Source organism: Burkholderia sp. AW49-1 (assembly GCF_053427845.1).
In genome coordinates, this window is the sequence record NZ_JBSAXF010000016.1 from 53,209 (window position 1) to 68,804 (window position 15,596).

The 15,596-nt window shown below is 68.4% G+C and carries 8 protein-coding genes; all 8 read right to left on the minus strand.

Features of this window, described 5'->3' with window-relative positions; all coding sequences use genetic code 11:
* Nucleotides 1-16 precede the first annotated feature (16 nt).
* The 8 genes from arfB to ACV22W_RS22670 all read right to left on the minus strand — a co-directional run bounded on the left by arfB (nucleotide 17) and on the right by ACV22W_RS22670 (nucleotide 15,589).
* Nucleotides 17-421 carry an alternative ribosome rescue aminoacyl-tRNA hydrolase ArfB gene (gene arfB / locus ACV22W_RS22635; protein ID WP_044848015.1) on the minus strand — a complete coding sequence of 135 codons (405 nt, stop codon included), beginning with the start codon at nucleotides 419-421 and terminating at the stop codon, nucleotides 17-19.
* A complete protein-coding gene (locus ACV22W_RS22640) occupies nucleotides 418-2,706 on the minus strand; it encodes an AAA family ATPase (protein WP_448021869.1) in 2,289 nt (762 codons plus the stop codon). The genes arfB and ACV22W_RS22640 overlap by 4 nt, the downstream gene beginning before the upstream one ends.
* Nucleotides 2,703-6,407 carry an exodeoxyribonuclease V subunit beta gene (gene recB / locus ACV22W_RS22645; protein WP_448021871.1) on the minus strand — a complete coding sequence of 1,235 codons (3,705 nt, stop codon included), beginning with the start codon at nucleotides 6,405-6,407 and terminating at the stop codon, nucleotides 2,703-2,705. The genes ACV22W_RS22640 and recB overlap by 4 nt, the downstream gene beginning before the upstream one ends.
* On the minus strand, nucleotides 6,404-9,742 hold the full coding sequence (gene recC, locus ACV22W_RS22650) for an exodeoxyribonuclease V subunit gamma (RefSeq protein WP_448021873.1): 3,339 nt from the start codon (nucleotides 9,740-9,742) through the stop codon (nucleotides 6,404-6,406). Before recC ends, recB begins: the two co-directional genes overlap by 4 nt.
* Before the next feature lie 494 nt (nucleotides 9,743-10,236).
* Entirely contained in the window at nucleotides 10,237-10,992 is a 756-nt protein-coding gene (locus tag ACV22W_RS22655; protein WP_448021875.1) for a fimbrial protein, read from the minus strand.
* Nucleotides 10,993-11,521: 529 nt separating this feature from the next.
* Nucleotides 11,522-14,077: a fimbria/pilus outer membrane usher protein gene (locus ACV22W_RS22660; protein ID WP_448021877.1), complete on the minus strand. Its 2,556-nt coding sequence runs from the start codon at nucleotides 14,075-14,077 to the stop codon at nucleotides 11,522-11,524.
* A 118-nt stretch (nucleotides 14,078-14,195) separates the two neighbouring features.
* Complete coding sequence (locus tag ACV22W_RS22665) at nucleotides 14,196-14,939, minus strand: fimbrial biogenesis chaperone (RefSeq protein WP_448021879.1); 744 nt, start codon at nucleotides 14,937-14,939, stop codon at nucleotides 14,196-14,198.
* 77 nt (nucleotides 14,940-15,016) lie between these two features.
* A complete protein-coding gene (locus ACV22W_RS22670) occupies nucleotides 15,017-15,589 on the minus strand; it encodes a fimbrial protein (RefSeq protein ID WP_448021880.1) in 573 nt (190 codons plus the stop codon).
* Nucleotides 15,590-15,596 lie beyond the last annotated feature (7 nt).

Here is a 15,596-nt window from a genome sequence, read left to right on the forward strand (position 1 = left end):
CCGGCGATTCGTTTCGTCAGTCGATCACCTTCCCTCTTCCGGACTTCACCACGCTGCGGCGCGACTTGTGTTCGAGCCGCCGCTCCTTCGATGCACGTGTCGGCCGTGTCGCGACCCGCGCACGCGGCGTGAACGCGACGCTGCCGATCAACGCATCGAGCCGCGCGAGTGCTGCCTCGCGATTTTTCTCCTGCGTGCGGTATTCCTGCGACTTGATCACGACGATGCCGTCGCGCGTGATGCGCTGGTCGGACAGCGCGAGAAGCCGTTCCTTGATGACGGGCGGCAGCGACGACGCGCGGATGTCGAAACGCAGGTGAATCGCGCTCGACACCTTGTTGACGTTCTGGCCGCCGGCGCCCTGCGCGCGCACGGCGGTCCATTCGACTTCGGCCGGATCGAGCGTGTAGCGGATCATCATCGCGACGTCTCCTTGCGGCGCCGCGCGAGCGCCTCGTCGACGCGGGCCGCCAGGCCCGAATCGCGTTGCGTACGTGTTGCGACCGCCTGCGCCAGCACACGCCGCGGGCCGATCACCTGCACGCGCGTACGCGCACGCGTGACGGCGGTGTAGATCAGTTCGCGCGTGAGCACACGGCCGAACGATGCCGGCAGCACGAGCGCGGCCTCGTCGAATTCGGAGCCCTGCGACTTGTGGACGGTCAGCGCGAACGCCGTTTCATGCGGCGGCAGCGCCGCGGGCGATACGGCGCGCGCGGTGCCGTCCGCGCGGCGGAACCATACGCGCAGCACGCCGTGCGCGTCCGGCAACGCGATGCCGATGTCGCCGTTGAACAGCCCGAGCGCATAGTCGTTGCGCGTCACCATGATCGGCCGCCCGGTGAACCAGTGTGCGCCGACCGCGAGCGGCACGCGTGCGGCATGCCGCACGTGCGTGGCCACCACCGCATTGACGTGCTCGGCGCCGCGCGATCCCGTGCGCGTCGCGCACAGGATCCGGAAGCGGTTGAGCGCATCGAACAACGGCAGCGGATCGGGCTCCTGCCCGGACAACGCGGTACGCAACGCATCGAGGTACGCGCCGAACCGGCGCGCGAGCCGCTCCACCGTCGACGCCGCAAGCGTCTCGCCCGCATCGTCGTGAAACGACGCGGCAGCGGCCTCGTCGGCCGGCAACGCATCGAGCGCGCCCTGCACGTCGCCGCGGCGGATCGCGAGCGACAGGCGGCCGATCGGCGAATCGAGACCGAAACGGTAATTGCGTTCGAGCCACACGACGCAGTCCGCGAGCGGTGCGGGTGACGGGACGGCAATGTCGTCAGCTCGCGTTGCAACTGTCGATACCTGAGTTACCGAACTTCCCGCGTGGGCCTGATCGAGCGGCGCGAGCTCGACCGCGTCGAGCCACGTGAGTTCGTCGGCCTCGATCCACGCAGGATCGGTGGCCGCGGAGGCGCTATCGAGGTCTGTCGGTGCAGGTGACGACGGAGCGACCAGCGGCATCGCGTCAGCCGGGGGAACCGATTCGTCCTGCAGGTCGTCATCGAACAGCGACGCCTGGCGCGTATCCACGTTGCGCCGTGCCGGCGGCTTGCGCGCCGCGCTCGCCGACAATGACGCGGAAGCCGGGACCGGTGCTTGAGCGGCAACGGCAACCGCCCCCACCACCTCGCCGTCCGGCACCGGCAAGGCCGCGACGAATGCCGCTTCGTCGATTCCGAGCGCATCCGCGATGCGCGTGCGCGCAGCAGCGGTGAACGTCGGCCGTGCGCTCAGTTCGGCGAACACGGCGCCGGCTTCTACCGCGGCAAGCTGATCCTTGTCGCCGAGCAGCACGAGCCGTGCGCCCGGCGCGAGCGCATCGAGCAGATGCGCGGCGAGCGCGACGTCGATCATCGACGCCTCGTCGACCACGATCAGGTCGTACGGCAACGGATTGTCGCGATGGTGGCGAAAGCCCGTCGCCCCGCCGCCGCCGAGCAGGCGATGCAGCGTGTACGACGTGTCCGGCAGGCGCGCGGCAAGTTCCGGCGGCAGGTCGCCCGCCCGTGCATGCAGCGCTTCCTGCATCCGCTGCGCGGCCTTGCCGGTCGGTGCCGCCAGTGCGATGCGCAACCCCGGATGCGCGTCGAGCAGACAAGCCAGCACACCGACGACGGTCGTCGTCTTGCCGGTGCCGGGGCCGCCGCTGACGATCGTCACGCGTCCTGTCAGCGCAACGATCGCCGCGACGCGCTGCCAGTCCACATCGCCCGTCGCGGGCCCGAAGTAACGCGCGAGGCTGTCGCGCAACCGGTCGGGCGACAGCACGTCGCCCGGTGCGGCGACGCCGGCCTGCGCGACGAGCGCATCGGCGAGCCGCCGTTCGTAGTCGAAATAGCGCGACAGATACAGATGGTCGTGCCGGTCGACGATCAGCGGCCGCTCGTCGCCGCGCGCGAGCGTGCCGAATGCCACCACGCCGCTCGCGGCAAGCGCCGCGCGCACGTCGTCGACCGATTCCTCGTAGCGCTGCGCGAGCGCGCCGAGCGACACGCATACGTGGCCGCCCGCGGTCGCCCGGCTCGTCGCGAACGCGGCACGCGCCGCCCAGCGCGCGGCTGCGGCCGGTGCACCCGCGCGGCGCGACAGGTCGCCGATGCGTCGCGCGAATCCTTCCGCGAGCGCGATGCCGAAATCAGCCGGCTCGGGCAGGCGCGCGACGAGGCCGCCGGTGAATTCGAGCGTATCGTCGGACACGTTCATGCGCGGCCCCCTTCCATCATCCGGTCGAGCGCGTCGACGAGTTCGCGCGCGGGCCGCCGCGCATGCACGCCGGCCGGTTCGCCGGCACTGCGCCAGTCCGGCCGCACGCCACGCACGAAAAGGTATAGATAGCCCGCGACATGCGTGTCGTAGTCATAGTCGGGCAGCCGCCCGCGCAAATAGCGATGCAGCGCAACCGTATAGAGCAGCGCCTGCAGGTGATAGGCGTGATCGGCCATCGCGACGTCGAGCGCGCGCGGGCCGTAAGCGTCCGGCGTATTGCCGAGATGGTTCGACTTCCAGTCGACGATCCAGAAGCGGCCGTCGTGTTCGACGATCATGTCGATGAAACCCTTGATGAAACCGGCGAGCACGCCCGCGTCCAGCGCAACGTCCGGATAGCCGTGTGCGATCAGCAGCCGGCGCAGCGCGCCCAGCTCGAGCGACGGTGCCGGGAACAGGAAACCCATTTCGTCGAGACGCTTCGCGGGATCGAGATCCGCGAGCCGCATGCCCGGCACGAGCTCCGTGCGCACGACATCGTCGACGAGCCGCGCCATCATCGCGGGCAGGCGCGTCGCGAGTTCGGGCTCGGCCTCGACCGGCCGGTCATGCAGCGCGCCGAGCGCCGCCTGGTGCCATGAATCGGGCTCGGTGAACCGGCTGAGCTCGAACAGGCGATGCAGACACTCGCCCGCTGCCGCGCCGCGCGGAAACACGAGGATGTCGTCATCCGGCGGCTCCACAGCGACGGTGTCGTCCACGGCAAGCGCGCCGTCCGGCGCGACGGCGGCAAGCGCATCGTGATCGGGCCGCAGCTCGTCGTCCGGCACGACCGCGACGCCCGCCTCCTCGCGCGCCATCGACGCGGTCAGCGAACTGAAGCTCGCCATCCGCCACGCGTCGCGCAGCACGCGCGTCGCATGGCGGGCGGCGAGCGTCTGCGATGCATCGTGGCCGGCAGCCAGCCGCTCACGGCGCGCCGGCACCGGCAACGGTGCAACGCTCACGGGCCCGCCCGCGAGCGCTTGCCACGCAGCGTCGAGCACCGCTTCGTCGGGCGGCTCGTCGAGCCACGCGTCGAACGACTGGCCGGCTCCGGCCACGAGCCAGTTCAGCACGCTGCGCCGCGCCTCGCGGGTCGAGCGCGACGACAGATAAGGCCCCGCGACGAGATAGCACCGATAGACCGCGCGCGTGAGCGCCACGTAGACAAGCCGCGCGCGTTCCGCCGCCTGCTCGCGCAACGCCTGGCGCGCGGCATGCTCGGCGGCTTCGTCGTCGCACCCGTAATGCAGCACGGCGTCGCCCGCATCGTCGTGATACTCGCGCGCGTCGGGCAGCGCCGACGCGGGCGGCTCGCGCAGCCCGCCGTCGTTCAGGAACGGACAGAACACGACCGCGTATTCGAGGCCCTTCGACTTGTGCACCGTCACGATCTGCACGAGGTTGCGATCGGACTCGAGACGCAGCTGCGCTTCCTCGCCGCCGCCGTCGAGCCGTTGCGCGGCGAGCCAGCGCAGCGTCGGCGCGATGCCCGGCTGCGCGGACGCGCGCGCCTGCGTCAGTTCGGCCAGATGGTTGATGTCGGTCACGCGGCGTTCGCCGTCCGCGCCGGCCATCAGCCGCTCGGCGATCCGCAGCTCGCGCGTGAACGTGCGCCACATCACCGCGAAGCCGCGTTCGCGCCACAACAGCCGATAGCGCGAGAAGCGCTCGACCCAGCTCATCGCGTCCGCGCTGTCGGCCGCTGCGCGCGACACATCGCCGTCGCCCTGCTCCATCCGCCATAACGCCCCGGCATCGAGGCCGAACCAGTCGGCGGCCAGCGCCGCGCGCAAGCGCCGCAGGTCGCCCGGCGCATCGATCGCCGCGAGCACGCGCTCGAGCTGCTCCGCATCGCCGGTCGAAAACACGGACGCCTGCGCGAGCTCGACGCTGCCGATACCCCACGTGGCGAGCACGCGCTTCACGAGACTGCCCTGCCGGTGCGTCTGCACCAGCACCGCGACGTCGCCCGGCGACAGCGGCGTATCGCCGAGCCGCACATGTCCTTCGCGCGCGCCGCGCATCAGCCGGGCAATCTCGGCCGCGCACGCCTGGGCGGCCTGTGCCTGCGCGTCGCGCTTGAGCAGCGTGCCGTCGCCGCCCGGCAGCGCCCAGATCCGGAAATCGCCGGCCGGGCCTGGATCGGTCCCGTCGACGAACGGTGCACGCACGCGCGTGCCGGCGCGCACCGCGTAATAGTCGAGCCCCTCGAGCACGAACGCGCGCGGGTTCGACATGAAGAAGCGGTTGCACGCATCGACGATCGCCGGCGTCGATCGCTGGTTGACCGCGAGCGTGTAGCACGCGCTCGCGCTTGCCCGCGCGGCGAGATACGTATGCAGATCCGCCGCGCGGAAGCTGTAAATCGCCTGCTTCGGATCGCCGACGAGAAAGAGCGGCCCGCCCGGTGCGAAGATCCGGTCGAAGATCGCGAACTGCAGCGGGTCCGTATCCTGGAATTCGTCGATCAGCGCGGCCGGATAGCGCGCGCGCAGCGTCTCGGCGAGCCACGGATGCGTATGCAGCGCGTGATAGAGGTTCGCGAGCAGATCGTCGAACGACACGACGCGGCGCGTACGCTTGCGTTCGGCCAGCTCGCCCGGCGCGGTGTCGAGCCAGTCGGCGACCAGCGCGAGCCAGCGCGCGCGTTGCGCGGCCTCGGCGGCGGCCACCGCCGCTTCGAGCGCGTCGGCCACGTCGAAGAACGGGTGCTCGGGGGTCGCGCCGCCCTTTTTCGTCGCCTTCACGAGCGCCGTGTGCGTGAGCTTGAGCGCGGCCTTCGGCAGCGCGGCGGCGGCGTTGCCTTGCGCGAAATGCGCGGACCACGCGCCGAGCGCATCGGCGACTGCGTCGGGCTTGTGCGAACGCTGATTGAGCACGGGTTGCGCGGTGCGCAGCAGCGCATCGATCGCATCCCGCTCGTCGGCCCACATCCGCGCGGCCTCCGCGAAGCATTCGACGGCAGCGGCCTCCGCCGATGCGTCCGGTTCGACGACGCCGTCCCAGCGTAGCGCGGCGAGCGGCTTCTTCAGCCGCCGCGCGAGGTGGGCGTCGAGCGCGGCCGGGCCCGCGCCCGAATCGACGAGCCACGTCGCGAAGCCGGGCCAGCGCGCGGCCATCGGCTCGACGCGCGTACGCCAGAAGTCCGCCGCGAGCTCGAAGCGCAGCGCCGCATCGTCGGCCTGCATCTCGAACGCAAACGGCATCGCGGCTGCGAACGGCGCTTCCTGCAGCGCACGCTGGCAGAACGCGTGGATCGTGTGGATCGCCGCCTGGTCGAATGCGCGCAGCGCACGCCGGATCCGCTTCGCGGCGGTCTCGGGGTCGAGCGCGCCGGCTTCGCCGAGCGTCGTCTCGAGCAGGCGCGCGATGAACGGATCGCCGCCGTCGTCGCCGGTATCGAGCGCATGCGCGAGCTGCGCCAGCCGCCCGCGGATCCGCTCGTGCAGCTCGGCCGTCGCCGCCTTCGTGAAGGTCACGACGAGGATTTCGTCCGCGCCGAGATCCTTCTCCAGCAGCAGGCGCACGTAAAGCGCGCAGATGTTCCACGTCTTGCCGGTACCGGCCGACGCCTCGATCTGGTTGACACCGTCGAGCGGACACGCGAACACGTCGAGTTCGAGCGCCGCCTGCGGCTGGGATGCGGCGCTCATGCGACCTCCTTCAGATGTTCCAGCATCGGCTCGAACACGAGCCGCGCAAGTGTGCCGAACGGCTCGTCGAGCGAAGGATGCGCACCACGCCATGCGATCGCGATCGCCGGATCGTCGGCTTCGCTCACCACGCGCTCGTTGATCCAGACGCTCGCGGCCTTCGCCTCGCCATCGGAAATGCGCGCCCACGCGCTGCGCGGGAAGAACCGCAGCGGCATGCGCCGCCCCGCGCGAAACAGCGCGGCGAGCGGCGCGAGGCGCGCAAGCGGTGCCGCGACCGGCGTGAATTCGAAGGCGCCGCCGCTGCCGAACCACAGCGTGCGGCGCGGACCGTCGGGCTCCACCGCGCAGTAGACGAGGTGCGCGAGCCACGCGGACAGGTAGTCGCGCGCGCTCGGCCGTGCATAGCGATAGATGATCTGGCCTGCCGGCGTCAGCCGGTTCAGCGTGCCGTGCAGCTCGAGCGGCGCACTCACCGCATCACCGGACAGCATCGCGTCATCGGCACCGAACAGCGCCTGTTCGGTGCCGGGCCAGGCAGGCGCGATCGCGAGCGTGAACGGCCGCCGTTCCATGCCGTCGGCCAGCGCACGCCGCACGTTCGACGCAAGCTGCGTCATCGAGCCGAGCGCCTGGTCGCGCCAGACGGCGCCCGTCGCGCCGCCCGGCAGTTCCGGGCTGGCGTCCGCGATGCGCAGCGCATGATCGTGCACACCGCCTTCATCCGATTCGATCAAGAGCGGCAGCACGCGCTCGGCGAGCGCGTCGCTGCCCGCGAAGTCGAGCGCGAACGGCTCCGTGTCGAGCAGTTCGGCTTGCGCGTCCGACAGCACGATACCGAGCCGCGCGCGCAGCAGCGCGCGGGCCGGATGCCGCCAGAACCGTTCGAATTCGCTGAACGCGACGGGTTCGACCGGCTCGGCCGGCAGCGGCTGCGCGAAGAACGGCTGCTCGCGCGTCGCGTCGCGCGCGGCTTCGGCTGCCAGCAGCGACGCGAGCGTCGCGCGTTCGGCGTCGTACGAAGCCAGTTCGCTGCCGGGCCGGAAATACTCGGCCGCGAACGGTTGCAGCGGATGTTCGACGATGAACGCACGCCGCGCGGCATCGACCGCGTCCGGTGGGGCGTCCTCGCCGGCAGTGACGAGCGCGAGATGATCGAGCAGTTCGTCGACGAGCGCCGCGGGCGGCAACGGCGCGTTGTCGCGAATGCTGCGCCCCGTATAGGCAATCAGCAGCCGGTCGCGTGCGGCGAGCAGCAGGTCGAGGAACAGGTTGCGCTCGTCGTCGCGGCGCTGCCGGTCGCCGAGCTTCGGCAACACGGCCATCAGGTCGAACTCGTCCGCGCGGGCGAGGCTCGGCAGCACGCCGTCGTCCATGCCGAGCAGGCACACGACTCGGTATGGCAGCCCGCGCAGGCTCGTCAGCGACGAGAACGTGACGCCGCCCCACGGCACCCCGCCGCGCGCCGGATCGTCGAGCGCGGCTGCCAGCCCCGCGCGTACGACGGCTGCGGGCAACGCTTCGTCGGGCGCGCCTTCCGTCATCGCAGCCAGCATCGCGTCGAGCGCGTCGCGCACGCCCGAGAGCGCATCGGCATACGCGGCACCGGAGTCGAAGAACCGCGCGAGCGTGTCGGCGAACAGTTCGCTCCAGGCGCGGGGCGTGTGCGCGTCGGCGAGCCGTCGCGAGAAACCGTCGAGATCGTCCGTGAAGCGCGCGAGCCGGCCGAGCAGTTCGGCCTCGCTGCCGGTCGCCGCCTCGATCGGCAGCCACGCGCCGACCGGTGCCGCGCCTTCGGGCATCGCATAGCCGAGGAAGAGCCGCGCGAGCGCATCGGAAAACGTATGGCGCGGCGCAGGCACCGCCGCATCATCGCTCACCGTCGGCGACAGCCCGCGCCGCGCGCCGGCGGCCGCGAGCCAGATCTGAACCGTCTCGAGCGCGGTTGCGTCGATGCCGTAACGGGCCGCCACCGCGTCGACGCGCAGCCATTCGACCAACTCGGGCGCGCCGACCTGCCGTTCCGGCAACGCAAGCCATTCGAGCAGCACGCGCGCGACCGGGTTCGCCTGCGACGGCGGCAAGCCGGTGATCCGGTAAGGCACGCGCGCACCACCGGCGCCCGCGGTGCCGAACACGGCATCGATCAGTGGCCCGGCCGCCGCGAGATCGGCGACCGCCACGAGCACATCGGACGGCTGCAGCGTCGCGTCCGCATCGAACCACGCGAGCAGGCGGTCATGCAGCACCTCGAGCTGGCGCGCGAGGCTGTGGCATACGTGCACCTCGATCCCATGCTCGGCCGGCGCTTCGCCGAGCTCCGCCTCCGGTTGCAGGTCGAGGATCGCGTTCTGCACGCGCGCGAGCCAGGTCGGCGCGGGATTCCCGACGAAACGCGACGCATCGCCCGACGCGGCGCTTTCAGTCAGTTCGTGCAGCATGTGCAGCTGCGCCTGCGTCTGCCGGCCCCATTCCGCGAGCAGCGGATGGCCGACTTCCTGATAGTCCAGCCGGCCGGCCGCGTCGAGCGCCTCGGCATGCGCGGCGGTGACGATGTCGAACCAGAATTCGCGGCACGGATTGAGCGCGTAGACACGCACGTCGATCCAGCGCGACAGCTCGCGCAGCAGCGCGACGTGCAGCGGCGGCATCGTCGGCAGCGCGAACACGCTGACCGATTCCGGCCAGTCGGCACGCGCGACGGTTTCGGGATCGAGGTTGCGCGCCTCCACGAGGAAGCGATGCGCGGGCGGCGTGCCGCTGTCGCTCAGCTCCGCAAGCAGCGCGCGCCACAGCGCCGCCTGCCAGTGCTCGTCGTCGCGTGCGGCATCGCTGATTCCGCGCGGCGCGACGTCGCCCGCGAGCACCGACTCGCCGGCCTGCCATGCGGCCAGCCATTCGGGCCGATAGGTCAGGTAATGATCGAGCACGGCCGCGACGCGCTGTGCGAGCTCGTAGCGCATCGCGTCGTCGGACGCGGACAGATACGCGGCCAGCCGCGGCGACGCGAGCCACGGCGCGCCACCCGCGCCCTGCGCGAACAGCCGGTAGCAGCGCCACACGAGGCGATCGGGTGCGAACGGCGAGCGCGCGGGCACCGTCAGCACGCGGCCGATCTGCGCCCACAGCCATTGCGCGAGATATGTGAATTCGACGTTCGCGCACACGCCGTGGCGCACGGCGATGTCGAGTTCCAGACGGCGGCGCAGCGCCGCGCTCGGTACGATGACCTGTTGCGGCGCCCACGGGCCGTTGCGGACCGGGAACGCGGCCAGGTCGTCGAGCAGCGCGTCGGCCAGCGTTTCGTGACGGTTCGAATAGAAGAGATGGAGCATGAAGCCTGGGAAGAAGCCTCGCGCCGGATGCCCCGGGCGAATCGAAGCACCAAGCATAGCAAAGCGGGAATGGCGGGAGAACCGGGCGAAGGCGCGCCACGGCGATCCGCCATGCCGCCGTCATCCAGACGATCGACGGGCAACGACATCCTCATGCCGCGGAAGATCGCGCCGCGGCCGCCGAGCCGACGGGACCGCGATGCGGTTCGAGATCCGTATCTATGCGCACCTTGCGGCTCGCGTCCTGCAGCGTGCCCGGGCGCGTCGGCGCAAGCGGCTCGTCCCGAAATACCCTCGTTCCACCGCCAACATGCTTCGCTCCCGATCACGCAGCACAAACGCGTTGCTGTTCGGGACCACAATGCCCGATTGCTCGCCGGTTTACGCAACCTCCATATGCGTTCGCGCCGCGCAAGGAGAAATGCGCAACCTGTACGAGACTGTGCGGATGCGAACGCGGGTCGCGGGTTGAAGCCACGTTTTGAGTTCGGCCGTTACTGAAACTCGAATTTGATGGTGGCTTCACCCTTGTATGCGCCCGTGGCCGGGAGATTCACGGTACGTACCGGGAACGCGGTGATTCCAAAGGCAGCCCGTTTCGATGCGTAATCGACGTCGATCGGCAGCCGCTGATCGGGTGCCGCCGACGCAACCCCTGACGGTTTGGGCGCGATCAGCTTGCCTGAACTCTCAACGGCAATACCAACGCCCGAATTCGAGGTCTTGATATAGCGCTTCTCTCGGACGTGAGGTTCGGCCTCCAGAACCAGATCGACTTTCACGCTCGGCCCGGTGGTCTTGCATTGGAGGGTGTAGTTGCGCTCGACCGGCAAGATGGGCGGCTGCCCCGGTCGCGCGAACATCTCCCTGTTGCGCGTGCCGAAGTCGATGACCATGTTCTGCCCTGGGGTCAGCTTGCAGCTTTGCGGAATGTCGATCTTGGCACCAAAAAAGACCTCCCTCGTGACCGGCAGTGGCCCAAGGGCCGGCTCCGCCCAACTCACCCCAACTTCGGCAATCTTTCTCCTCGGAATTTCCAGGCTTCCCACGAACGGACGATCTACCAGCAAGTGAATCGTTCCCACAGCGCCGAGCCGATTGGCATCGATTTTATCCTGCACTCCGCTTGTGTCGCATATGTCCCAGTAAAGCCCGATAGGGTCGCCCAGCTTTCTGTTTTCGAAAGGGATCGGCTCGCCAATGACCTCAATGGCGATCTGAATATTGTCGTTGAGCTTGAAGAACTGCATCGCCCGCCCATTCACGGAAGCCCTCCGACCAATGGCCAGGCTTGCATCGGGTTTTACCGTGAGATAAAAGAGGCGAGCATCGAGTCGAGTACCCGGTGTGCACTTGCACAGCGTGCGAGTATATGTATTGAACCTGTTCCACGTCGCAAGCTTTGGATAGACTGCCCCCGTCGGATTGTCGTCCGGATCGACGATTGTCTTGTCGGATGAAGCCTCATCAAGTATTGGCAGGCCGTCAAGCCCACGACATTCCCCCGCTCTGGCGCTTGTTGCGCCCACCTGTAGGGCAATTGCCCCAACGAGCAGGACAAAAACTCGAGCGAATTTCGACCTCGACCGTCGCCCACTCACGGATTCGAAACGTTTCGTATCCAAAAAAATTCCCCTTTATGCGTGCGCAATCGCGGCAACCGTTCGTTCCCGGTTGCCCGCGACCTTCCGCGCTTGAAGATCCGTCTGGCGCAGCGCTGCTTGCGCTTGCGTTTGATGGCGGAAGTGCCTCGAGGCGAGCGCATTGATTGGAGCCGGCTCACCGACACCGCAAAGTCTGCCGCTGGTAATTCCGTCCCGGCTCGGCCTTGGGCAGCGCATACGGCGCGTGGCACTGCCCCTCCGTCCATTTCACGGCCAGCTCGCCGCGATCCGCGTTCAACAGCACCAACGCATTGCCGCTCGGATCGACGAGGCCGAGCTGCTTGCCGTCCATGTCTTCCAGGCTCGCGCCGAATCGCACCGGCTGACCATCCGCCTGCGTCACGTTGAACTGCACACGCCGCCCGCCGTTCGCCTTGAACACCGCCTCGACCACCGCGCCGCGACGCGGCACCACCTGCCTGGACGTGTCGATCAATTCGACGTCCGCGCCGAGATTGCGCGTGTCCGGGCGCAACGTATTCACGCGATAAGGCTGCGCGTAAGGCACCACCATGTAACCGTTGCGACCGACTCCCACGCCTTCGTCGGTCCGCACGTCAGCTCCTTCCACGCCTTCCACCTTCATCAACGCGAAGGTATCGCCGAGCGTGCGACTCAGGTTGACACCACCCCGATGCACGACGACGGAACCCGTCGCGCCGACAGTGGCCGACTGGTAATCGCGCGAGTAGTTGTAGCTGCCCGACCACTGCCCGATGTCGGCGTTATGCGTGAGGCTCGCGCCCGCTGTGACGCCCCGCCCCTGGTTCGCATAACCGGATTGCGCCGAATATGACGTGCGCTCGTTGAAGTTGCCGCTCACGCCCGCCTGCACATTGGCCGCACCGGCGTTGTCGCGAGAAACGTTCGTGTAGAGGCGGGGCGAACGCACCTTGTTGCCGAGCGGAATCGACAGCGTTGCCATCACCTGCGTTCTCGATCCCGAGCCGCCGTATCGCGTGTCGCTCGATTGCGTGAAGTTCAGGTTGTAGCCGAGCTGCTTCCAGCTGTTCCCGTAGCCGACGCTGACGCTGCGGCTCGATCCCGGCTGGTTCCAGTACGTCTGCTGGCTGAGGTTCAGATAGACGCTGCCGTATTTCCGCTGCGGGCCGAGATCCTGGCTCGTGGTCAGGTCGATCCGCGAGCGGCTGCGCGCGGACTGGACGCCGCTTCCTTCGTTGACGTCGTTGACATGGTCGTTGAAGGTCCGGTAGCCCGACGTCGAGTACCGATATGCTGCCAGCGTGAAGTTGGTGTTCGTGCGCGTGAACGTTTTCGCGTACAGCACGCGCACACTCTGGCCAGTGCGACGCGCGCCCTGCGCCCGGCTGATCGACTGCGTGACATCGAGCGACAGCGCGCCGATCGGCGTATTGGTGCCGACGCCGACGTTGAACGCCTGAAAGTCCTTCGCAACCTGGAAGCCGCCCGCCAGCGTGCTATTGTCGGTGAGGCCGTAGACCAGCGAACCGGTCGCCAGCAGCGGCGCCGAATTCTGGTTGCCCTGATACTGTCCGGCTGCGAAGTTGTACTTCATCCGCCCCTTTCGCAGCATCAGCGGCAGGCTCGAAAATGCCTGATGCGTGACGTGCCGGCTGCCGTCCGCCTCGATCACCGTGATCTCGAGGTCGCCATTGGAGCCCGACGGGAAGATGTCGGTCAGCTCGAACGGCCCGGGCGGCACGTTCGCGCGATACAGCACATAACCGCTTTGCTTCACCTCCACCACCGCGTTGCTGAATGCCTGCCCGCGGATCACCGGCGCATAGCCGCGTTCGCTGTCCGGCAGCATCGCGTCGTCGGAGCCGATCTGCACGCCGCGCATGCGCACGCTGTCGAACAGCGTCGAATCCGAATACTGCTCGCCGATCGCGAGTTGCGACTTCAGCGACGTGATGTCGCGCTCGACCAGCGTGCGGTTGCTGCGGAACTGCGGCTTGCCGCCCGACGCCCCGCTGAAAGTCGACTCGTTACGCAAACGCCACGGGCCGATGTTGATCCCGTTCTGCAGACCGAGAAAATAATTTCGGCTGTCGCCCGCGAAGCGGCTGTGGCCGTAGCTCGCGCTGAGCTGATAGTTCACGTAGCCAGCCGAGACGCCCGCTTCCCACAGCGCGGGATCGACGTAGCCACGCGCCGTGCGCGACAGGTAGGCCTGCGGAATGCTGAGATCGAGCCGCAGCCGGCCGGCGTCGAAATCCACCGCGCCCTGCTCCATCACCGCCGGCACGTCGATGCACGCGGGGCCGGCCGCGTCCGGCATGGACGCCAGCGCGTGCAGATTGACACCGAATTCCTGAAGCATTTCCGCGGTCAGGCACGGCTCGACCCTGCCCGTCGTCTCATCCAGGCGGAACGGGATGTCGCGACGCGTGACGAGATTGCCGTTGACCTGAACCTCGACGCGATACGTGCCGGGCGGCACACCGTTGTCGCTCGCGAGCACCGAAGAAAGATCGGCCGCACGGCCGCGATCGTGCAGGAAGCTGGTATTGAACGCCAGCGTCATCGGGGTGGCCTGCGCGACGACCGACTCCGCCTCCTCTGCATGCGCCTTGTTGACAATGGCGAGGCACATCGCGAGATACAGCGGCGTCGCGCGCGGAAGCGCGGTGGACGGATGCGATCCGGCCTCGCTGCACGACAATGATTGAGTCGATCGATCGGACATTGGGGCTACACTCCGGCGGCTCTCGGTTCAGGGGGACGGGACAACCACGGATGGGTACGCGCACGTACGGCCATCGCGCGAAACGCGATATCGGCACGCATCGCCGACGCGTGACCGGTTATCGCTCGACGGCAACTGGTGCGGCGGACTGCCCGGCAGGCAACGTGACGCGGTAACGTTCGCGCCCGCCGAAGTCGTTGACGATCTCGTAACCGAGTTCGGGCGTCGCGCCGCCATGCGGCAACTTGACCGGGAAGCTCGCCATCCCGCCCAGCGCGACCATCTTCGCGTCGACGACTTGCGCATCCGTGCCGCCCGCGCGCCACTTCGCGTCCACGACAGTCACGTGGTACCGGCCGGGATTGAGCACCTGGAGCACAGCCTTGCCTGATTCGCGATCCAGCCGCCACTGCAGGCCGGCAGGCGCAGCCTGCGGATCGCCCTTCAGGCCATCCGGGCGGAAGAACACCTTGATCCGCTGGCGCACCGCCAGTTGCAGGACGTTGTCGCCGGTGGCGGTCTGCGGGATTTCCTGCACGTTCAGCCAGAACGCGGATTCGCGGTCGGCCGGCACGCCGACGCCTTCGTACAGCACGCGCAGCAGTTGCTGCCGTTTCGCGGCCACCTTGACGAGCGGCGGCGTCACGGCGAACGGCAGCGCGTGGCCCTCGGCGTTGTCGAGCGGATCGAGCCACGACTGGATGAGTATGTCCGCGCTGTCGTTGTTGACGACGACGGAGGCTTCCTTGTTCTTGCCGTCGAAAATGACGCGCGTGGTATTCAACGAAATTGCGGCGTAACTCGCGGGCACGGTCAGCGCACACGCGAGCGCCACGCCGGCGGCGAGGTTTCGTGTTTTCATAGCGGGAAGATCAGCGGGGAGGAGCAGCGGGGAACCCCCACTGCTCATTGAACACGGCCCGGGGGCCGCTAGCGGACTTACTCGTAGCTCAACGTAAACGGCAGGCTCGCGTTCGCGACACCCGCGGTGACCTTCGACGGATCGTCCGACACATAGGCTGCTGCAAAGCGCACGTTGATCGCGCCGGGCTCCGACAGTTCGGTCTGCGCCAGCAGATCGCCGTTACTCAGATCGAACGCCTGCGCGCCCGCGCCCGTGCCTTCATACACGGCGATGCCCACGTTCTGGGCAAAGCCCGCGGCCGAGGTACCGTTGTTCACGCGAATCGACTTCTTGTCTGCGCTCAGCTCGGCGGGCTGGCCCGCAAATTTCATGCTGACCTTCGCGCCCTGCTTGCACGAGATGTCGAAATTGGCCAAACCCACGCCGCTTGCCAGGAACTTGGGAGCCGCCACGGTGCCGACATCGTCGGTCGCGATCGTGCCCATGTTCACGTTGATCGTGCCGGCATCACCCGTCGCCGAGCTGAGCTTGCAGGTGTCATTGACGATCTTGCCCTGGAAGTTGATCACGCCGTCGACGGTATCGGCCATCGCGGCGGAAGATAGTGCCGCCATCGCGGCGCCGGCGAGAATCAGTTTTGCTTTCATCGATTGA